At 72.5% G+C, this 19175-nt stretch carries 15 protein-coding genes, 1 tRNA gene and 1 other RNA gene; 8 read left to right on the top strand and 9 right to left on the bottom strand.

What is annotated here, in order from left to right; all coding sequences use genetic code 11:
* Positions 1-116: 116 nt before the first annotated feature.
* The 5 genes from ACWGPF_RS05070 to ACWGPF_RS05050 form a co-directional block, all read right to left on the bottom strand.
* The gene (locus ACWGPF_RS05070; RefSeq protein WP_452331785.1) at positions 117-1169 is read right to left on the bottom strand and encodes an ABC transporter substrate-binding protein; all 1053 of its coding nucleotides are present in this window, start codon (positions 1167-1169) and stop codon (positions 117-119) included.
* 41 nt (positions 1170-1210) lie between these two features.
* Positions 1211-1966: an ABC transporter permease gene (locus ACWGPF_RS05065; RefSeq protein WP_452331784.1), complete on the bottom strand. Its 756-nt coding sequence runs from the start codon at positions 1964-1966 to the stop codon at positions 1211-1213.
* Positions 1963-2721 (bottom strand): ABC transporter permease, encoded by a 759-nt coding sequence (locus tag ACWGPF_RS05060; RefSeq protein WP_452331783.1) that lies wholly within the window; start codon positions 2719-2721, stop codon positions 1963-1965. Before ACWGPF_RS05060 ends, ACWGPF_RS05065 begins: the two co-directional genes overlap by 4 nt.
* A complete protein-coding gene (locus tag ACWGPF_RS05055) occupies positions 2718-3545 on the bottom strand; it encodes an ABC transporter ATP-binding protein (RefSeq protein WP_452331782.1) in 828 nt (275 codons plus the stop codon). Before ACWGPF_RS05055 ends, ACWGPF_RS05060 begins: the two co-directional genes overlap by 4 nt.
* A gap of 203 nt (positions 3546-3748) precedes the next feature.
* Positions 3749-4267, bottom strand: a complete 519-nt coding sequence (locus ACWGPF_RS05050) for a flavin reductase family protein (RefSeq protein WP_452331781.1) — start codon at positions 4265-4267, stop codon at positions 3749-3751.
* A gap of 185 nt (positions 4268-4452) precedes the next feature.
* On the opposite strand from ACWGPF_RS05050, the gene ACWGPF_RS05045 reads away from it, so the two are divergent.
* Positions 4453-4947, top strand: coding sequence for a hypothetical protein (locus ACWGPF_RS05045; RefSeq protein ID WP_452331780.1), 495 nt, complete (start codon positions 4453-4455; stop codon positions 4945-4947).
* 112 nt (positions 4948-5059) lie between these two features.
* Positions 5060-5148, top strand: a tRNA-Ser gene (locus tag ACWGPF_RS05040).
* 63 nt (positions 5149-5211) lie between these two features.
* On the opposite strand, the gene glgA is transcribed toward ACWGPF_RS05040, so the two are convergent.
* Complete coding sequence (glgA, locus tag ACWGPF_RS05035) at positions 5212-6396, bottom strand: glycogen synthase (protein WP_452331779.1); 1185 nt, start codon at positions 6394-6396, stop codon at positions 5212-5214.
* Between the two features lie 111 nt (positions 6397-6507).
* Here glgA and glgC point away from each other — a divergent pair, with 111 nt between their 5' ends.
* Positions 6508-7746 carry a glucose-1-phosphate adenylyltransferase gene (gene glgC, locus ACWGPF_RS05030; protein WP_452331778.1) on the top strand — a complete coding sequence of 413 codons (1239 nt, stop codon included), beginning with the start codon at positions 6508-6510 and terminating at the stop codon, positions 7744-7746.
* Between the two features lie 19 nt (positions 7747-7765).
* Here the strand turns inward: glgC and ACWGPF_RS05025 are convergent, their stop codons facing one another.
* The 3 genes from ACWGPF_RS05025 to ACWGPF_RS05015 are packed head-to-tail and all read right to left on the bottom strand — an operon-like array spanning position 7766 to position 12183.
* Positions 7766-9991, bottom strand: coding sequence for a transglutaminase TgpA family protein (locus ACWGPF_RS05025; RefSeq protein WP_452331777.1), 2226 nt, complete (start codon positions 9989-9991; stop codon positions 7766-7768).
* Positions 9978-11216 carry a DUF58 domain-containing protein gene (locus ACWGPF_RS05020; protein WP_452331776.1) on the bottom strand — a complete coding sequence of 413 codons (1239 nt, stop codon included), beginning with the start codon at positions 11214-11216 and terminating at the stop codon, positions 9978-9980. The genes ACWGPF_RS05025 and ACWGPF_RS05020 overlap by 14 nt, the downstream gene beginning before the upstream one ends.
* 4 nt (positions 11217-11220) lie before the next feature.
* Positions 11221-12183: an AAA family ATPase gene (locus ACWGPF_RS05015; RefSeq protein ID WP_452331791.1), complete on the bottom strand. Its 963-nt coding sequence runs from the start codon at positions 12181-12183 to the stop codon at positions 11221-11223.
* Between the two features lie 42 nt (positions 12184-12225).
* On the opposite strand from ACWGPF_RS05015, the gene ffs reads away from it, so the two are divergent.
* From ffs to ACWGPF_RS04990, 5 genes are all read left to right on the top strand, one after another.
* An RNA gene (gene ffs, locus ACWGPF_RS05010) (signal recognition particle sRNA small type) lies at positions 12226-12322 on the top strand.
* A gap of 64 nt (positions 12323-12386) precedes the next feature.
* Entirely contained in the window at positions 12387-14498 is a 2112-nt protein-coding gene (gene pta, locus ACWGPF_RS05005) for a phosphate acetyltransferase (protein ID WP_452331775.1), read from the top strand.
* A complete protein-coding gene (locus ACWGPF_RS05000) occupies positions 14495-15733 on the top strand; it encodes an acetate kinase (protein ID WP_452331774.1) in 1239 nt (412 codons plus the stop codon). The genes pta and ACWGPF_RS05000 overlap by 4 nt, the downstream gene beginning before the upstream one ends.
* A gap of 56 nt (positions 15734-15789) precedes the next feature.
* Positions 15790-16533 carry an HAD family hydrolase gene (locus tag ACWGPF_RS04995; protein ID WP_452331790.1) on the top strand — a complete coding sequence of 248 codons (744 nt, stop codon included), beginning with the start codon at positions 15790-15792 and terminating at the stop codon, positions 16531-16533.
* A gap of 136 nt (positions 16534-16669) precedes the next feature.
* Positions 16670-19174 (top strand): glycoside hydrolase family 65 protein, encoded by a 2505-nt coding sequence (locus ACWGPF_RS04990; RefSeq protein ID WP_452331773.1) that lies wholly within the window; start codon positions 16670-16672, stop codon positions 19172-19174.
* Position 19175 lies beyond the last annotated feature (1 nt).

Below are 19175 nucleotides of genomic sequence, written 5' to 3'. Positions count from 1 at the left end.
CCCCGGGGTGCGGCGCCGGGTAGCTCGGTCCCGACGATGGACATGTCGCACTACACTCTCCCGTCGGGGGCGTCGATGGGGCCGGGCGGGGGCGGCGCGCGCCGACCCCGCGGGGGTCAGCCCTCGAGGCTCGCGTGCGCGGCCTCGAGGTACGACATGTCGATGTACTCCTCGGGGGCGGGAACGTCGCCGTAGCCGGCCGCCTCGAGACCGGGGTACATGAGGTCGGTCATGAGCTCGGCGTCCATCCAGAACAGCGGGTCGCCGTACGAGCCGACGACGAGCGGCTGCTGCAGCTCGTTCTCGCGCGTCTGCTGCGTGAGGTCGAGCCCGAGGTCGGCGCCGTACTCGTCGACGGCGAGCTGCGCGCCGATCGCGGGGTCGTCGCCGTTCTCCTCCCAGCCGCGGATCGAGGCGCGGAGGAACCCCTCCATGGCGTCGCCGTTCTCCTCGACGTACGCGGAGTCGCCGTACACCACGTTGCCGTAGAGCGGCATGCCGAGGTCGGAGTACATCGTCACGACGTAGTCGTCGGGCGACATGTCGTACTGCTCCTCGAGCATGATCGGCTGGTTCGTCGAGTACGCCGTGTACGCGACGCCCTGCCCTTCGACGAGCGGCGCGATGTCGAAGCCGACGGGGATGAAGTCGTAGTCGGGCTCGAGGCCGGCGAGCTGGAAGATGGCGTCGTAGTTGATCTGGGTGCCCTCCTGGCCGAGCACGGTCTTCCCGACGAGATCCTCCGCCGTCTCGACCGGGTCGCTCGCGAGCGAGACGAGGGCGCCGGGGCTCTCCTGGAAGAGCGCGCCGATGGCCGTCCAGTCGTTGCCGTCGGCGAACGACTGCAGCCAGGACTGCGTGCCGGGGACGATGCCGAGATCGGCGTCGCCCGCGGCGACCGTGGCCATCGTCGTCGGCGCGTTGGGGCCGCCGCCGATCCATTCGATGTCGAGGCCCTCCTCGGCGTAGTAGCCGTTGGCGTCGGCGATCCAGAAGCCGGCCCACTCGACGTTGGAGATCCATCCGAGCGACACGCGGATGGTCGTGAGCTCCTCGCCGTCGGCGCCCGTGGCGGGCTCCTCGGCGGCGGAGCACCCGGCGAGGACGAGGGCGGAGGCGGAGGCGAGGGCGGCGGCGGCCGCGAAGCGGGCGCGGGAGGGTCGGGGCATGGTGCTCCTTCGGGTGGGGAGGGGACGGGGAGGGGAGAGGGTCAGAGGACGCGGGCGCCGACGCGGCGCTCGAGCGCGCGGGCGCCGACGAAGACGAGGACGGAGACGACGGTCGCGACGAGCGCCGTGCCCCACGCGCGTTCCATGTCCATGTAGCTGCGCGATTCGGAGAACAGCGCGCCGAGCCCGTGGGAGCCCATGAGGAACTCGGCGAGCATGGCCGCGAGCACGGCGCTCGGCGCCGTGATCCGCACGGAGACCATGAGGTTCGGCACGGCGTGGAGGATCCCGAGCCGGGCGAGCACCTGCAGCCGCCCCGCGCCCAGGACGCGGAACAGATCGCGGCCGGCGTCGGGGATGGCGTGCAGACCGGAGAGGGTGAACACGAAGGCGGGGAAGAAGCAGATGAGCGCCGTCGACGTGAGGACGGCGGCGTCTCCGTAGCCGACGATGCGCGCGATGATCGGGATCATCGCCGTGATGGGCACCGAGCGGATGACGAGTGCGGCGGGGGTGACGACTCCCGAGAGCGCCGCAGACCACCACACCAGGATCGCTCCCGCGAACCCGATGAGCGTGCCGCCGACGAGCCCGCCCACGGCCATCCCGACCGTGTAGCCGATCGACGGGAGGTAGGACGAGAAGCCCGTCACGACGTCGGCGATGACTCCCCACGGGCGCGGCGCGACCGTCGCCGTGTAGCCGTTGACGACGACCCAGAGATCCCACGCGACGAGCACGACGGCGACCGGCCAGAGATGGAGGAGGGCCGCTCCCGCGGCGCGCAGGCGGCTCATGCGAACCGCCTTGCGGCGAGGCGCTGCAGCTGCACGAGCACGACGTACGCCGCGAGCGAGAGCAGGGTGGCGGCGAGCGCCGCCGCCCACAGCAGCGCCATCTGGTAGTTCTGCATGGCGCTCACGATGAGCAGCCCGAGCCCCATGGGCGCGCCGAACCACTCGCCGATCGTCGCGCCCAGCACGGCCGCGGGCGCCGCGAGCGTCAGCCCGTCGAAGAAGGCAGGGATGGCGCGCGGCAGCTCGAGGCGCGCGAGGCGCTGCACGCGACCGGAGCCGAGCACCGTGAAGAGGTCGTGGTGCGCGGGGGCCGTGGACGCGAAGCCCGAGGTCATGGCGACGAACATGACGAAGCCGACGCTGAGGGCCGCGATCACGGTCGGGGTGCCCTCGCGGCCGACGGTCGTGATGAGGAGCGGGGCGAGGGCGATGGTCGGGACGGCGTGCAGGATGGCCGCGAACCGGTCGAAGCCGGGTCGCAGCACGGGCACGACGAGGGCGAGCGCGGCGCCGATGACGGCGACGGCCGTGCCGAGGGCGAAACCCTGCGCGGCGGCGGCGAGCGTCACCACGAGGTTCCGCCCGAGGAGGCTTGCGCCGGCCGGCGTCGACACGTAGGCGACGACATCCGAGAGCGGCGGCCACGCCTTGCCCGCGAGCTCGAACTGCCCGATCAGCTGCGCGGCGACGACGAGGAGAACGGCGCCCGCGGCGGCGTAGGCGACCCGCGTGCCGGGGCGGACGACGGCGTTCACGTCGCGTCCGCGCCGTCGAGCATGGCGGTGAGGCGGTCGACGAGCGCGTGGAACTCGGCGCTGCGGGTCACGGAGGCATCGCGCGGGCGGGGGAAATCGACCTCGACGACGTCGCGGACGTGCCCCGGCCTGCCTGTCATCACGACCACGCGGTCGGCGAGGATGAGCGCCTCGTCGACGTCGTGCGTGACGAGGATGGTCGTGATGCGCTCCTCCGCCCAGATGCGGGCGAGCTCGGCGTTCATGCGCCGGCGGGTGACGGCGTCGAGGGCTCCGAACGGCTCGTCGAGGAGGAGCAGGTCGGGGCTGAGCGCGAGCGCGCGGGCGATCGACACGCGCTGGCGCATACCGCCGGACAGCTGCTTCGGCCGCGCCTTCTCGAATCCGGCGAGGCCGACGAGCTCGATGAGCCCGTCGACGCGGTCGTCGTCGACGGGGCGGCCCGCGACGCGGAACGGCAGCGCGATGTTCTGGCGGACGGAGGCCCAGGGAAGCAGGGCGTGCTCCTGGAACGCGACGCCGAGACGATGCTGCGCCGCGAGCGCGTGCGGGGTGTCGCCGAAGACCTCGACGGTGCCGTTGGTCGGGGTGTCGAGCCCCGCGGCGAGGCGGAGGACGGTGGACTTGCCGCACCCGGACGGGCCGATCACGGCGGTGAACTCGCCCTCCGCGATCTCGATGTCGACGGCGGCGAGCGCCTGCAGGCTCTTGCCTCGGCCGAGGGAGAACACCTTGTCGGCGCCCGCGATCGCGACAGCGGGACGGACGGGAGGCTGCGCGCCGGAGACGGCGACGGGGGCGGTGAGGGTGAGCGCTGGGGTCATCGGGCTGCTCCGGTCTCTGGATGGGCGTTCCTGGTCAGGGGGCCGCGACGCGTGAGGCTCCGTCTCGGAGTGAATCGATTGGTTCACCACGCTAGGCGTGGTCTGTTTCGCCGGGATGTCGCCGTCTGGCGACTCCTGTTACGTTCTTCTTTCCCCCGGTGATCCAGCAGATCCGCCACGGCGGGATGGCGGATCGGCGGGGGTCAGGCGGCGTCGATGGCGAGCAGCTCGCGATACCGTCCCTTGAAGAAGAGAAGCGGCTCTCCCGTGTGCCACCCTTCCGGGCTGAGCTCGACGACGTGTCCGACGACGATCCAGTGGTCGCCCGCGTCGTACTCGGCCCAGGTCTCGCAGTCGACCCACATGAGGGTTCCGGTGATGACGGGGTCGCCCGATGCGGCGGCGTTCCAGTCGATGCCGGCCCACTTGTCCGTGCCCTTGCGCGCGAACTGCCCCGACACGTGGCTCTGCCCTCCGGAGAGGACGTTGACCGCGAAGCGGCCGGTCTCGCGGATGCGGGGCCATGTGGTGGACGTCTTCATGACGCTGAAGGAGACGAGGGGCGGGTCGACCGAGACGCTGTAGAACGACTGGCACGTGAACCCGATGGGCTCTGCCCCGTCGTGTCCCGTCACGATCGTGATGCCCGAGGCGTAGTGGCCCAGGGCGTCGCGGAAGCATCGCGCGTCGATGGGGGATGGGGCGCTGGTGGTGTGCGTCATGGTTCTCCTCCTGTCGCAGACCACTCTGCGCCCGCGCTGTTACCCGGGCGTTGCGGATCGGCCCGCCAATCGAACGATCGTGTTAACTGATCAGTTCAAACAGCGTCGCGGGCGGGATCCGCGCTCCCGGGGGACAATGGGAGGGCGCGGCCGTCCCGATCCGCCGCGCGGAGGAGCACGCGATCATGGGCGCAACGCCGGAGACCACCGTCGACCAGGGCAGGGAGGGGCGGGCCAGGCGGTTCGACTCGCTGGAGGAGGCGTTCCTCTCCTACGGCACCCCGCCGCTCAACCAGGCCCTCGTGCGCGCGATCGTCGACGGGCTCGATGTCACGGGATTCGTCGGGTACCGCACGTACTTCCGCATCGAGCGGCGCGGCAGCGCTGCGCTCGAGGTGCACGCCGGCTTCACGAACGGATTCCGGTCGGAGGCGGATGCCGCCCGGCTCGCGGGCGGCGCCGAGCGCTGGCCGAGCCGCCGCTTCCATGGCGCATGGGGCGTCACACACCCCGAGACGGGCCGTCGCACCGCGCCGGCCGCACGCCGGTCGTCCGCCGCGAAGGCGTCAGGGGCCGCCGCGCCGCGCCGTGCCGCCGCCCCGGAGAAGGCTCCCGAGATCTGCCCCACGTGCTTCATGGTGCTGCCGGCGACGGGCATCTGCGCGAACTGCGCGGCCTGATCCGCCGAGGTCGGCCCCGGGTGCCGGGGCGCCGGCGGCGGGCGCGGATAACGGCGCCGCAGGGGACCGGCGGATCGGGGCGACCGCCATGCCCGTGCTAGGCTCTTCCTCTGGAAGCGTGTCCGAGAGGCCTAAGGAGCTTGGCTGGAATCCAAGTATGCGGGGTAACTCGCATCGCAGGTTCAAATCCTGTCGCTTCCGCTCTCGAAGCCCCGTCCGATCCGGACGGGGCTTCGCCCGTTCCGGACGGCGCCCGGAACGGGTTCAGGCGAGCAGCGAGGCGTACAGCGCCCGCGTGCGGTCGGCGATCGCGCCCCACGAGAACTCGCGCTCCGCGCGCTCGCGGCCCGCGGCGCCCAGCGCCCTCGCACGGTCGGGGTCCGACACCATCTCGGTGAGGGCGGCCGCGAGGTCGGCGACGAACCGGTCGGGGTCGAGGGGGGTGCCCGTGCCGTCGTCGACCTGCTCGATCGGCACGATCGCACCCGTCACGCCGTCGGCGACGACCTCGGGGATGCCGCCCGTGCCGGTCCCGACGACGGGGGCGCCGCAGGCCATCGCCTCGAGGTTGACGATGCCGAGCGGCTCGTACACCGACGGGCAGACGAACGTCGTCGCGGCGCTGAGGAGGGCGCACAGCTCGGGGCGCGGCAGGTGCCGGTCGATCCAGACGACGCCGTCGCGCTCCGCACGCAGCTCGGCGACGAGCCCCTCGACCTCGGCCATGATCTCGGGGGTGTCCGGGGCGCCGGCGCACAGCACGAGCTGCACTCCGGCGGGCAGCGACCGCGCCGCGCGCAGCAGATAGGGCAGGCCCTTCTGCCGGGTGATGCGCCCGACGAACACGATCGACGGCCGATCGGGGTCGACGCCGAGGGCACGCACCGCCTCGCCGTCGTCGACACGGCGCCATCCGTCGAGATCGATGCCGTTGTAGACGACCCGGACGCGGTCGGGCTCGAGCTCCGGGTACACGCGCAGCAGGTCGCGGCGCATGCCCTCGCTCACGGCGACGACGGCGTCGGCCGAGGTCAGCGCCTCCCTCTCGATCCAGCTCGACAGCCGGTAGCCGCCGCCCAGCTGCTCGGCCTTCCACGGGCGCAGCGGCTCGAGGCTGTGCGCCGTCGCGACGTGGGGGATGCCGTGCAGCAGCTGCGCGACGCGCCCCGCGAAGTTCGCGTACCACGTGTGCGAGTGCACGAGATCGGCGCCCGCGACGTCGCGCGCGATCGCGAGGTCGGTGCCCATGGTCTGCAGCGCGCCGTTCGCGCCCGCGAGATCGGCCGGCGCAGCGTACGAGAACACGCCCGGCTCGTCGCGGGGCGCGCCGAATGCGCGCACGACGACGTCCACATCCCGCCGCAGCGCCGTGACCAGCTCGGCGACGTGCACGCCGGCGCCGCCGTAGACCTCCGGCGGGTATTCGCGGGAGAGGAGATCGACTCGCATGCGCCCAACCTAGCGCCCGAAAGACGTCCTCAGGGATCGGCCCCTGAATTGCGGATGACGAACGGCGATTCGAGCCTGTCGCTGGGGCGCGGCGCCCACTAGGTTGAGGCCATGGCCAAGATCTTCGGCATCGTTCTCGCAGGCGGCGAAGGCAAGCGGCTCATGCCGCTCACCGAGGACCGGGCGAAACCCGCTGTGCCGTTCGGGGGCCAGTACCGTCTCATCGACTTCGCGCTGTCGAACCTCATCAACTCCGGTCTGCGTCAGATCGTCGTGCTCACGCAGTACAAGTCGCACAGCCTCGACCGCCACATCTCGCAGCTGTGGCGCATGAACGGCCTCCTCGGGTCGTACATCGCGTCGGTGCCCGCTCAGCAGCGCCTCGGCAAGAGGTGGTTCCAGGGGTCCGCCGACGCCATCCTGCAGAGCCTCAACCTCGTGTACGACGAGCATCCCGACTACATCGTCGTCGTCGGCGCCGACCACGTGTACCGCATGGACTTCGACCAGATGATCGAGGCGCACATCGCGTCGGGTGCCGACGCCACGGTCGCGGCCATCCGCCAGCCCATCTCGCTCGCCAACCAGTTCGGCGTCATCGACATCGACCCCGATGAGCCCACGCGGATCAGGGAGTTCCTCGAGAAGCCGCAGGATCCGGAGGGACTGCCCGATTCGCCCGGCGAGGTGCTCGCGTCCATGGGGAACTACGTCTTCACGGCCCAGGCGCTCATCGACGAGGTGCTCCGCGACGGCGACCGGCCCGACTCGAACCACGACATGGGCGGCGACATCATCCCGGCGTTCGTCGAGCGCGGCACGGCGGGCGTGTACGACATGAAGCGCAACACCGTGCCCGGCGCGTCGCCGCGCGACCGGTACTACTGGCGCGACGTGGGGACGATCGACTCGTACTTCGAGGCGCACCAGGATCTCATCTCGGTGCTGCCCGTGTTCAACCTGTACAACCAGGAGTGGCCGATCTTCACGCAGCAGGTGAACATGCCGCCGGCGAAGTTCACGCGCGACGCGCGCGGCACGCTGAGCACCGTCATCGATTCGCTCGTGGCGGGCGGCACCGTCGTGTCGGGTGCGCACATCGAGCGCAGCGTGCTCGGGACGGGGGGCATCGTGGAATCGGGCGCGCACGTGAGCGACTCGATCATCTTCGAGAACGCCCGCATCAAGCCGGGCGCGACCGTGCGCCGTGCCATCCTCGACAAGAACGTCGTCGTCGAGGCGGGCGCGTCGATCGGGATCTCACGGGAGGCCGACATGGCGCGCGGGTTCGCCGTGACGCCGAGCGGCATCACACTCGTCGGCAAGAACGCCGTCGTCCCCGTGGCGTGAGCCCTCGGGCTTCGGGCGCTCAGACCGGGTCGACCACGGTCGGCCGGACGGCGAGCGACCGCGGCAGCAGGGCCGCACGGGCGCGGGAGCCGCGGGTGGGCAGGAGGCCGAGGCGGATGCGCTCGACCGAGGCCGCGGCGGCCTCCTGGGTGAGCGCGCCGCCCTCGCGGCCGTAGGCGGAGCGCTCGACGGCGCCGACGAGCCGGTCCACGTCGGCGGACGGTGCGCCGTGCTCCGCGACGAGGCGCGCTCCGAGCGCGCGGGGGCTGTCGCTCGCGGCGACCGGCACGCCGGCGTCGATCGCGAGGTCGACGACCTCCCGCCACACCGCGCGGGGGCGCACGTCGTCGCCCGTGCCGAACCGGCGCATCCGCCGCGCCGTCCGGATGAGGAAGGGCAGCAGCAGCGCCAGGAGCACCAGCACGGCGGCGCCCGTCGCGGCGAGGGCTCGCGCGAGGCCGTCGTCATCGCCCTGCGCGACCCCGCCGCCGGCGTCTTCGGGGGCCCTTGCCGCATCGTCCGCCGTCGCGGTCGGCGTCGGGGCGCTGCTCGGCAGCAGGGGCGCCTCCTCCTCCGAGCCGACCTCCCCCGGCGTCTCGGGCAGGAAGTTCGTCGGCACGCCGAGCGACGCGGTCGGCTCGAACGGCGTCCATCCGATGCCGTCGAGGTAGGCCTCCGGCCATGCGTGCAGCTGCGCGCTCGTGTACGAGTACACGAAGGCGCCGTCCTCGTCCTCGGCGGTGCCCGTCGAGGTGCCGGGGAGGTACCCGACGACGACCCTCGTCGGGATCCCGAGCGAGCGGGCCATGACCGCGAACGCCGACGCGAAGTGCACGCAGTAGCCGGAGCGCACCTCGAGGAACCGGGCGATCGCCTCGACTCCCGAGCCGTCGAAGCCCTCCTCGACGGGCGCCTCGAGCGAGTAGGCGAACGCTCCGCCGCGGAACCACGTCTGCAGCGCGCGGAGCCGGTCGTACGGTGACGACGCCTCCGCCGTGACCTCCTGCGCGAGGGAGGTGATGATGTCGGGGAGCGCAGGCAGGGCGAGCGCCTGCGCGGGGGCGTCGGCTCCGACCGCCGCGGCCTGGGCCTGCTCGCGCGTCGGCGTGGCGCGCTGCCACTGCACGCCGTACTCGGCGCCGAGCGACGTCTCCGAGCTCGACGCGATCGTGCGGTTGGCCTCCAGCATCGACCACGCGCCGTCGGCGTCGAGGTCCGTCAGGGCGTAGGGGACGGGCAGGAACCCGCCGGTGAGGCGCGTGACCTCGATGCGCGCCGATCCGGGCACGGTCGCGACCTCGATGCCGGGGATCCCCGGGAGAGCGGCCCCCGCACCCGTGAGGGCGCCCGTATCGGGCGTCCACACGTCGCCGTCGAACGACGACAGCGTCGCGACCCGGAGGTAGGGCGCCGAGCCGACGGCCGTCGTGAGCTGCAGCACCTCGGTCTGCGAGGGCTCGCGCAGGCTCGCCCCGAGGTCGAGGTCGGCATCGATCGTCGTCGTGGGCCCGAGGCCCGATCCCGGCCTGGCGACGGGCTGCGGCAGGAACGGCGGGATGGCGAGGGCTGCGACGACGGCGACGGTCCCGACCACGGCGGCGACGGCCGATGCCGACACGGCGTAGCCGACGCCGCGACGCGGATCGCGTGCCCGCGTGTCGGCGCGGAGCAGGAGGAGGACGGCGACCGCGAGGGGCACGAAGTACACCGGCTCGACGCGCTGCGGCACGACGAACGAGGGGATGAGCGACACCGTGATGAAGCCGACCGCGGCGAGGAGCGGCAGACGAGCGGTGAGGACGACGTGCGCCATCGCGATCGCGAACAGGCCGATCGCGGCGACGAGCACCCACGACAGGCCGCTCGACGGGTCGAGCGGGGCGACGCCCTGGAGGATCTCCTCCGAGACGCGGACGAGGAGGCGGTCGAGAGCGGGGAAGGTCTCCGGCACGGGCACGATGACGGCGCGCGGCACGGACCCGGGGAGCGCGACCGTCGCGCAGACGACCCATGCGGCGATCTCGGCCGCGACGGCCCATCCGGGGCGGCGTGTGCGCCGCACCGCGAACCCGGCGGCGAGCACGATCGCGACCACGAGCACGGTGCCGGGAAGCCACGACGGCGTCACGATGCGGGCGAGCGGCAGCACGGCGGCGATGACGGCGACGCCGGTCCACACGGCCAGCGCAGCGTCGGCACGTCGCCTGCGCGGCCGGCGCATGCCGTCCTGCTCAGGCGCCGTCACGGGAGCCCCCTGGCACGGTCGCCAGCGCCCATGCCGCAGCCGGGTCGTCGCCGAGCGCGTGCGCGCGCCATCCCGAGCGCCTGGCCGCGTCGAGCGCCTCGATGCCGGGCGCCGCCGAGAAGAGGAGGGGGAGGGCGCCCCGCCGCGACAGCCGCGAGAGCGAGGGGACGTCGGCCACCTCGAGCCGGCCGACGACGACGACGAGCGGCCCCGTCGCGGCGCCCGCCAGCGTGTCCGCCAGCTTCGGCAGCGTGTCGGACGAGCGCGTCGCGACGGTGGCGAACGCGCGCAGCAGATCGGCGCGCTCGTCGACGTGCGAGGCGCCCTGCACGCCGAGTGCGGCGAGGAGCGCGCCGTCGCCGTCGACCACGCTCACGAGATAGCCGTCTCCGGCGAGCCGCCACGCGGCAGAGACGACGAGTGCGACGGCAGTCTCGAAGGCGGCGTCGGCTCCCGGGGAGGCCGCATCGTCCGACCAGCGCGCCGTGCTGCGGTCGAGCACGACGACGGCGTGCGGCGACGCCTCCTGCTCCTCCTCGCGCACCATGAAGTCGCCCAGCCGAGCGGAGGCGCGCCAGTGGATGCGGCGCATGGAGTCGCCGGGCGCATAGGGGCGGGGGATGAGGTTGTCGCTTCCCTGGCCGCGACGCTCGGCGGTCGCGAGCGCGAGCCCCGAATCGCCCGCCGTGCGCGGGAGCGGGGCGAGCGGCACGATGCACGGCGTCACGGTCGCCGCCGTGCGCTCGCCGAGTCGTCGGCTGCGGCGGGCGATCCCGAAGGGGTCGTGCTCGACGACCGACAGCGGCCCCAGGGTCCACGTGCCGCGACGCATGCCCGTGACGGCATACTCGAGCCTCAGCGTGTCGTTGGCACCGCGCCGGGGAAGGAGCATCGCGGGGAACGCGCCGGTCGGATCGCCCGAGAACCCGGCGGGCAGTCCGTCGGCCCAGCGCCCACCGGGGGTCGGCAGCGCCGAGCGTCCCGAGACGCGCAGCTCGACGAGGGCCTCATCGCCGATCGACACCGACTCCGGCCGCAGTGTGCGGACGACGCGCTCAGGGCGCGTGCGCAGGAACAGCGACAGCAGGCACGCGGCGACGAGCGCGAACAGGAGCACGCCGAACGCGAGCGCCTCGGCGGAGCCCAGCAGGTGCGCGGCGACGCACAGGCCGGCGCCCAGCAGCACGGCTCCCGTGCCCCTGGCGGTGAGCGGCCACGGCGACATGCGCTCAGCGCGCCGTCGCGAGCGGCACGCGGATCGACTGCACGATGCGGGCGAGGACCGTCGGCACGGCCTCGTGCTCCCCGCGGTGCGCGGACGCCGCCCTGGTCGGGATGAGGCGGTGCGCGAACACCGGGACGAGGAGCGTCGAGACGTCGTCGGGGATGACGTAGTCGCGTCCGTCGAGCGCCGCGCGCACCTTCGCGGCGCGCACGAGCTGGATGGTCGCGCGCGGGCTCGCCCCGAGCCGCAGATCGGGATGGCGCCGCGTCGCCTGAGCGAGCGCGACGGCGTACTGCGCGACCACGGGCGCGACGTGCACGGCGCGCGCCCAGGCGATGAGCGCGGCGACCCTGTCCACGTCGACGACGGGGCGCAGGGCGTCGAGGGGGTTCGCGGTGTCGCGCTGGCGCAGCATGAGCTCCTCCGCCTCCGCGTCGGGGTAGCCCATCGAGATGCGCATCATGAAGCGGTCGCGCTGCGCCTCGGGCAGCGCGTAGGTCCCCTCCATCTCGAGCGGGTTCTGGGTGGCGACGACGAGGAACGGGGAGGGGAGCGGATGGGTGCGGCCGTCGACCGTCACCTGCACCTCCTCCATGGCCTCGAGGAGCGCCGACTGGGTCTTCGGCGACGAGCGGTTGATCTCGTCGGCGATGACCACGTTCGCGAACACCGCCCCCGGCTTGAACTCGAACTCCCGCCGGGCGGGATCGAACACCGACACGCCCGTGACGTCGCTCGGGAGGAGATCGGGGGTGAACTGGATGCGGCGCACGCTCGCGGCGATCGAGGCGCCGAGCGCGCGGGCGAGCTGGGTCTTGCCGACGCCGGGAACGTCCTCGATGAGCAGGTGCCCCTCGGCGAGGAGCGTGATGACGGCGCTGTCGACGGCCTCCGGCTTGCCGTCGATGACGCTCGACACGGCGCGCGCGATGCCGCCCGCCGACTCCTGGAACACCTCGGCCGACATGGTCTCTGTCACGGGGCACCTCGCAATCCGGGTTAGACTGATGTCAGCTCTCCGCGTGGCGGCATCCAGGCCAACTCCCCCAGGACGGAAACGTAGCAAGGGTAACCGGGCTCTGCCGGGTACGCGGAGAGTCTTTTCATTCCCCGCGGAGAATCCGCTGTGGAGCCCGTCGCATCGCCCTTCTTCGACATAGGGTAGAAATCGTGGCGAGAAGCATCTACATCACGTCAGCGGAGGGTCACTCCGGCAAGTCGACGATCGCGCTCGGGATGCTCGACGCCCTCAGCAGGGCGACGCCCCGCGTCGGCGTGTTCCGCCCCATCGCGCGCTCGGCGGACGAGCGCGACTACGTCCTCGAGATGCTGCTCGACCACGATGGCACCGACCTCGCGTACGACGAGTGCGTGGGGGTGACCTACGACGACGTGCGCGCCGATCCCGATGTCGCGCTCGCGACGATCGTCGCTCGGTTCAAGGCCGTCGAGGCGACGTGCGACGCGGTCGTCGTGCTCGGCAGCGACTACACCGATGTGGGCAGCCCCGCCGAGCTCGCCTACAACGCGCGGGTCGCCGCCAACCTCGGCATCCCGGTCCTGCTCGTTCTCGGCGGGCGCGCGCACCAGGGGCACACCGAGCAGCTCGGCACGACCGCCGCGCGCACTCCCGGCGAGATGGCGCAGATCGCCGCGCTCGCGGTGCCCGAGGTCGTGCGCGAACGGGCCGAGCTGCTCGCCGTGGTCGTCAACCGCGCGGACGGCGACCGCCTCGACGAGACCGTCGACGATGTGCGCGGCGCCGTCCCGGGGATCCCGGTCTGGGCCATCCCGGAGGACCGCATGCTCGTGGCCCCGTCGATGCGTGACGTCATGCGGGCCGTCGACGGCCGCCTCGTGGGCGGCGACGAGGCGCTCCTCACGCGCGAGGCGCTCGGGGTCGTCGTGGCGGCCATGTCGATGGAGAACGTGCTGCCCCGCATCACCGAGGGCGCCTGCCTCATCGTCCCCGGCGACCGCAGCGAGGTGCTGCTCGCGGCCCTCCTCGCCAACGCCTCCGGCACGTTCCCCTCGATCGCCGGCATCATCCTCAACGGCCCCTTCGAGGTGCCGGAGTCGGTGTCGCGGCTCCTCGACGGGCTCGGATCGCACCTGCCGATCATCCGCGCCGACGGCGACACCTACGCCACCGCCGTGCGCGTCATGGGCGCCCGCGGCCGGCTCGCCGCGTCGTCGCCGCAGCGCTACAACCTCGCGCTGTCGCTCTTCGAGAAGCACGTCGACATCGCCGACCTCACGCTCGTGCTCGGCGTCGCCGAGTCGACCGTCGTGACGCCGCTCATGTTCGAGTACGCGCTCCTCGAGAGGGCGCGGTCGGACCGCCGCCGCATCGTCCTGCCCGAGGGCGACGACGACCGCGTGCTGCGGGCGGCGGGCATCCTGCTGCAGCGCGGCGTCGCCGACCTCACGATCCTCGGCGAGCCCTTCGAGGTGCGCGCCCGCGCGATCGAGCTGGGCGTCGACATCTCGCAGGCGACCGTGCTGAGCCCCTTCGACCCCGTGCACGTCGACAAGTTCGCGACCGAGTACGCACGGCTGCGCGCGCACAAGGGCATGACCTACGAGCGCGCCGCCGACACCGTCACGGACGTCAGCTACTTCGGCACGATGATGGTGCACCTGGGCCTCGCCGACGGGATGGTCTCGGGCGCCGCGCACACGACGGCCCACACCATCCGCCCGGCGTTCGAGATCATCAAGACGAAGCCCGGCGTCTCTGTCGTGTCGAGCGTCTTCCTCATGGCGCTCGCCGACCGCGTGCTCGTCTACGGCGACTGCGCCGTCATCCCCGACCCCACGAGCGAGCAGCTCGCCGACATCGCGGTGTCGTCCGCCGCCACGGCACGGCAGTTCGGCGTGGACCCGCGCGTCGCGATGCTGTCGTACTCCACGGGCGAGTCGGGCTCGGGCGCCGACGTCGACAAGGTGCGGGAGGCGACCCGCATCGCGCGTGAGCGCGCTCCCGAGCTGCCGATCGAGGGGCCGATCCAGTACGACGCCGCCGCCGACGCGGCCGTCGCGAAGGCCAAGCTGCCCGGCTCCGCCGTCGCCGGCCGCGCGACGGTGTTCGTCTTCCCCGACCTCAACACGGGAAACAATACCTACAAGGCCGTGCAGCGGTCGGCCGGCGCCGTCGCGATCGGCCCCGTCCTGCAGGGGCTGAACAAGCCCATCAACGACCTCTCGCGCGGCGCCCTCGTCGACGACATCGTCAACACCGTCGCCATCACCGCCATCCAGGCCCAGGGGGAGAGCGCATGAGCGCGCAGCCGGTCCTCGTCGTCAACAGCGGCTCCTCGTCGTTCAAGTACCAGCTGATCGACATGGCGGACGAGCGCGTGCTCGCCTCGGGCCTCGTCGAGCGGATCGGCGAGGAGCTCGGCTCGGCGAGCCACACCGTGCGCTTCGCGGCCGGCGCGGGCGAGCCGTCGCCCGCCATCGCCGACGCCACCCACCGCCGAGAGACGGCCATCCCCGACCACACGGCCGGGTTCCGCGTCATGCTCGACGCCTTCGCCGCGCACGGGCCCGCGCTCGATCCCGCGGCGCTCGCCGCGGTCGGGCACCGCGTCGTCCACGGCGGTGCGCGGTTCTTCGAGCCCACCGTGGTCACCGACCTCGTCGAGATCAACATCGACGAGCTGTCGGTGCTCGCGCCGCTCCACAACCCCGGAGCGCTGCAGGGCATCCGCGCGGCGCGGGCGGCGTTCCCCGACGTCGCCCACGTGGCCGTGTTCGACACGGCCTTCCACCAGACGCTGCCTCCCGCGGCCTACACGTACGCGATCGACCGCGAGGTCGCCGCCGCCCACCGCGTGCGCCGCTACGGGTTCCACGGCACGAGCCACAAGTACGTCTCGGAGACCGCCGCGCGATTCCTCGGGCGCCCCCTCGAGGAGCTGCGCCAGCTCGTCTTCCACCTCGGAAACGGCGCGTCCGTCACGGCCGTGGACGGCGGTCGGTCGGTCGAGACGTCGATGGGGATGACCCCGCTCGAGGGTCTCGTCATGGGCACGCGGTCGGGCGACCTCGATCCCGCCGTGCTGTTCCAGCTCGCCCGCCGAGCCGACATGACGACAGGCGACCTCGACACGCTCCTCAACAAGCGCAGCGGCCTGCTCGGTCTCGCCGGCGTCTCCGACATGCGCGACATCCAGGAGCGGCGGGCGGCGGGAGATGCCGGCGCGCAGCTCGCGTTCGACGTGTACATCCACCGCCTGCGCGCATACGCGGGCGCCTACATCGCCCAGCTCGGCGGCGTGGACGTCGTCTCCTTCACGGCCGGGGTCGGCGAGAACGTGGCGGATGTCCGCGCCGGCGCGCTCGCGACGCTCGCGTTCGCGGGGGTCGAGGTCGACGCCGAGCGCAACGCGTCGGTGCGCCGCGGCGAGGTCAGCGTGATCTCGCCCGATGGCGCGCGCGTCGCCGTGCTCGTCGTCCCGACGGACGAGGAGCTCGAGATCGCCCGTCAAGCCCTGGCGGCGACGGCCGCCTGACGCACTACGCTGGGGTCGACCCGGACATCCTGCGTGACGGAGGATCTGTGACCTCACTGCCCGACGCGACACTTCCCGACCTCACCCGGTACGACGCCGTGCTGTTCGATCTCGACGGCGTCCTCACGCCGACCGCCGACCTGCACATGCACGCCTGGCGCACGATGTTCGAGCAGCTGTTCGCCCAGTGGGAGATCGAGCCGCCCTACGCCGACCAGGACTACTTCGACCACCTCGACGGCAAGAAGCGCTATGACGGCGTCGCGGCGCTGCTGCGCAGTCGCGACGTCGAGATCCCGTGGGGCGACCCCTCGGACGATCCCTCCGTCGACACGGTCTGCGCCATCGGCAACCGCAAGAACACCGTCTTCTCCGCGGTGCTCGAGGCGGAGGGCATCGCGGCGTACCCCGGTTCGCTCGCGCTCCTCGACGCCCTCGACGCGGCCGGCGTGCCCGTCGCGGTCGTGTCGAGCTCGAAGAACGCCGGGGACGTCCTCGATGCAGCCGGCATCCGCGGCCGGTTCCCCGTGATCGTCGACGGCCTCCTCGCCGAGCGCGACCACCTGCCGTCGAAGCCCGCGCCCGACGTGTTCCTCGCGGGTGCACGGCTCCTCGGCGTCTCGCCCGCGAGGTCGGCGGCCGTGGAGGACGCCCTCAGCGGCGTGGCCTCGGCGGCGGCCGGCGGGTTCGGCCTCGTCGTCGGCGTCGACCGCGGCGCCGGGGCGGCGACCCTCGCCGCGGCAGGAGCGCATATCGTCGTCGACGACCTCGCCGAGCTCGTCGGACCCGCATCGCGCTGAACAGCGCCGATCCGCAGCACCGATCCGCAGCACCATCTGCCGTACCGAGCAGCCGCACCGAGCAGCGGCACTGAGCAGCACGGGCCGTCCGCCCACCCCCGCCCGGGCATCCGCCCCCGACATCCGGAGCATCCGCATGATCGACCGCGACCGCTTTCCCGTCGACCCCTGGCGTCTCGTCGAGACGCGCTACTCCGAGGACGATGCGGGCGTGACGGAGACGAACTTCGCCGTCGGCAACGGCTTCCTCGGCCTGCGCGGCAACTACCCCGAGGGACGCCACGCGCATGAGCACGGCACGTTCATCAACGGGTTCCACGAGACCTGGCCCATCCGCCACGCCGAGAGCGCCTACGGCTTCGCCGAGGTGGGCCAGACCATCGTCAACGTGCCAGACCCGAAGGTCATGCGCGTGTACGTCGACGACGAGCCGCTCTCGCTCGACCTCGCCGACGTGCGGGAGTACGAGCGCGTGCTCGACTTCCGCGACGGGGTGCTGCGCCGCCGCCTGCTGTGGGTGACGCCGTCGGGCAAGGAGGTGCTGCTCGAGTCCGACCGGCTCGTGCCGTTCGAGGAGCGCCACCTCGCCGTCGAGCGGATGACCGTCACGGTGCTCAATGCCGACGCGCCCGTGGTCGTCAACTGCCAGCTCATCAACCGCCAGGACGGGCAGGACGTCTACGGGGGTCGGCCCGCCGCGGCGACGGGATCGTTCGATCCGCGCAGGGCCGAGCGCATCGAGGCCGACCGCGTCCTCGTCCCCGACGAGCACTGGCAGGACGGCACCCGGTCCGCGCTGTCGTACCGCGCCGCGTCGTCGGGCATGACGCTCGCGGTCGTGGCCGACCATGTGGTGGAGACGACGAACCCCTACACCCACCGGGCCCTCATCGACCCCGACATCGCGAAGAACGTCTTCCGCATCGACGCGCGCGCCGGCGTGCCCGTCACCATCACGAAGTTCGTGTCGTACCACACCTCGCGCAGCGTGCCGCCGTCCGAGCTCGTCGACCGCTGCCGGCGCACCCTCGACCGCACCATGCTCGTGGGGGCCGCGGCCCTGCACACGGCGCAGCGGGCCTGGATGGACGGCTTCTGGGGGCGGTCCGACGTGCGCATCGCGGGCCACGACGACCTGCAGCAGGCCACCCGGTGGTGCCTCCTGCAGCTCGCGATGGCCTCGGCACGCGCAGACGGCTGGGGCGTCCCGGCGAAGGGCGTCACGGGGTCGGGGTACTCCGGGCACTACTTCTGGGACACCGAGATCTACATCCTCCCGTTCCTCGCGTACACGACGCCGCTGTGGGCGCGCAACGCCATGCGCATGCGGACGAAGATGCTGCCCGCCGCGCGGCGCCGCGCGGCGCAGATGAGCGAGGCCGGAGCGCTCTTCCCCTGGCGCACGATCAACGGCGAGGAGGCGTCGGCGTACTACGCCGCCGGCACGGCGCAGTACCACATCAACGCCGACATCGCCTTCGCCCTCGTCCGGTACGTGCGGGCGACGGGCGACGTCGAGTTCATGGCGCGCGAGGGCGCCGACGTGCTCGTGGAGACCGCGCGGCTCTGGACGACCCTCGGGTTCTGGCGCCAGACCGACGGCGAGGAGAGCTTCCACATCCACGGCGTCACGGGTCCCGACGAGTACACGACGGTCGTCAACGACAACCTCTTCACGAACGTCATGGCGCGCTTCAACCTGCGGGCGGCGGCCGAGGTCGTCCGGCAGCTGGCCGAGCGGTCGGGGCGCGCCTACCGCGACCTCGTCGACCGGGTCCAGCTGGACGCGGGGGAGCCGGAGGTGTGGGAGCGCGCGGCCGACGCCATGTACATCCCCTACAACGAGAACCTCGGAATCAATCCGCAGGACGCCCTGTTCCTCGAGCGGGAGGTCTGGGATCTGGAGCACACGCCCGACGAGCAGCGGCCGCTCCTGCTCCACTTCCATCCGCTCGTCATCTACCGGTTCCAGGTGCTCAAGCAGGCAGACGTCGTGCTCGCGCTGTTCCTGCAGGGCGACCAGTTCACGGCGGCGGAGAAGAAGGCCGACTTCGACTACTACGACCCGCTCACGACGGGCGACTCGACCCTGTCGGCCGTCGTGCAGTCGATCCTCGCGGCCGAGGTCGGCTACCAGGACCTCGCCCTGGAGTACTTCGAGCACGCGCTCTTCGTCGACCTCGCGAACATGCACCGCAACACCTCGGATGGCGTGCACGTCGCGTCCGCGGGCGGCGTGTGGACGGCGCTGGTCTCGGGCTTCGGCGGGATGCGCGACCACGACGGCGCGCTCACCTTCGATCCGCGCCTGCCGGAGGGATGGCCGCAGCTGCAGTTCGCGCTGACCTGGCAGGGGTCGCAGCTCGAGGTCACCATCCGCCGCTCCGAGCTGCGCGTGCACGTCACGGCGGGCGAGCCGGTGACGTTCGGCGTGCGCGGGGCCGAGTACGTCGCGAGCGCGGCGGCCGATGCCGTCGTCCCGCTCGCCGACCAGGGGCCTGTCATCCCCGGACGCCCCACGATGCGCCGGCACTCGTCGCTGCGTCGCGAGGACGGCACGCCGCTCGAGCCCACGCTGCCGCCCGTCACGACGGCCATCCCGATCGTGGCGGACGACCTCGTCGACCGTGCGGGCGAGTGAT

The organism is Microbacterium sp. NPDC055683, from assembly GCF_053617895.1.
This window is presented reverse-complemented; position numbering and strand designations above follow the sequence as displayed.

Excerpts from the sequence above, each read along its gene's own strand:
- ACWGPF_RS04990 (WP_452331773.1), top strand. The coding sequence starts at position 16,670 with ATGATCGACCGCGACCGCTTTCCCGTCGACCCCTGGCGTCTCGTCGAG.
- glgA (WP_452331779.1), bottom strand. The coding sequence starts at position 6,396 with ATGCGAGTCGATCTCCTCTCCCGCGAATACCCGCCGGAGGTCTACGGC.
- glgC (WP_452331778.1), top strand. The coding sequence starts at position 6,508 with ATGGCCAAGATCTTCGGCATCGTTCTCGCAGGCGGCGAAGGCAAGCGG.
- ACWGPF_RS05070 (WP_452331785.1), bottom strand. The coding sequence starts at position 1,169 with ATGCCCCGACCCTCCCGCGCCCGCTTCGCGGCCGCCGCCGCCCTCGCC.
- ACWGPF_RS05020 (WP_452331776.1), bottom strand. The coding sequence starts at position 11,216 with ATGTCGCCGTGGCCGCTCACCGCCAGGGGCACGGGAGCCGTGCTGCTG.
- ACWGPF_RS05065 (WP_452331784.1), bottom strand. The coding sequence starts at position 1,966 with ATGAGCCGCCTGCGCGCCGCGGGAGCGGCCCTCCTCCATCTCTGGCCG.
- ACWGPF_RS05055 (WP_452331782.1), bottom strand. The coding sequence starts at position 3,545 with ATGACCCCAGCGCTCACCCTCACCGCCCCCGTCGCCGTCTCCGGCGCG.
- ACWGPF_RS05045 (WP_452331780.1), top strand. The coding sequence starts at position 4,453 with ATGGGCGCAACGCCGGAGACCACCGTCGACCAGGGCAGGGAGGGGCGG.
- ACWGPF_RS05015 (WP_452331791.1), bottom strand. The coding sequence starts at position 12,183 with ATGTCGGCCGAGGTGTTCCAGGAGTCGGCGGGCGGCATCGCGCGCGCC.
- ACWGPF_RS05000 (WP_452331774.1), top strand. The coding sequence starts at position 14,495 with ATGAGCGCGCAGCCGGTCCTCGTCGTCAACAGCGGCTCCTCGTCGTTC.
- ACWGPF_RS05050 (WP_452331781.1), bottom strand. The coding sequence starts at position 4,267 with ATGACGCACACCACCAGCGCCCCATCCCCCATCGACGCGCGATGCTTC.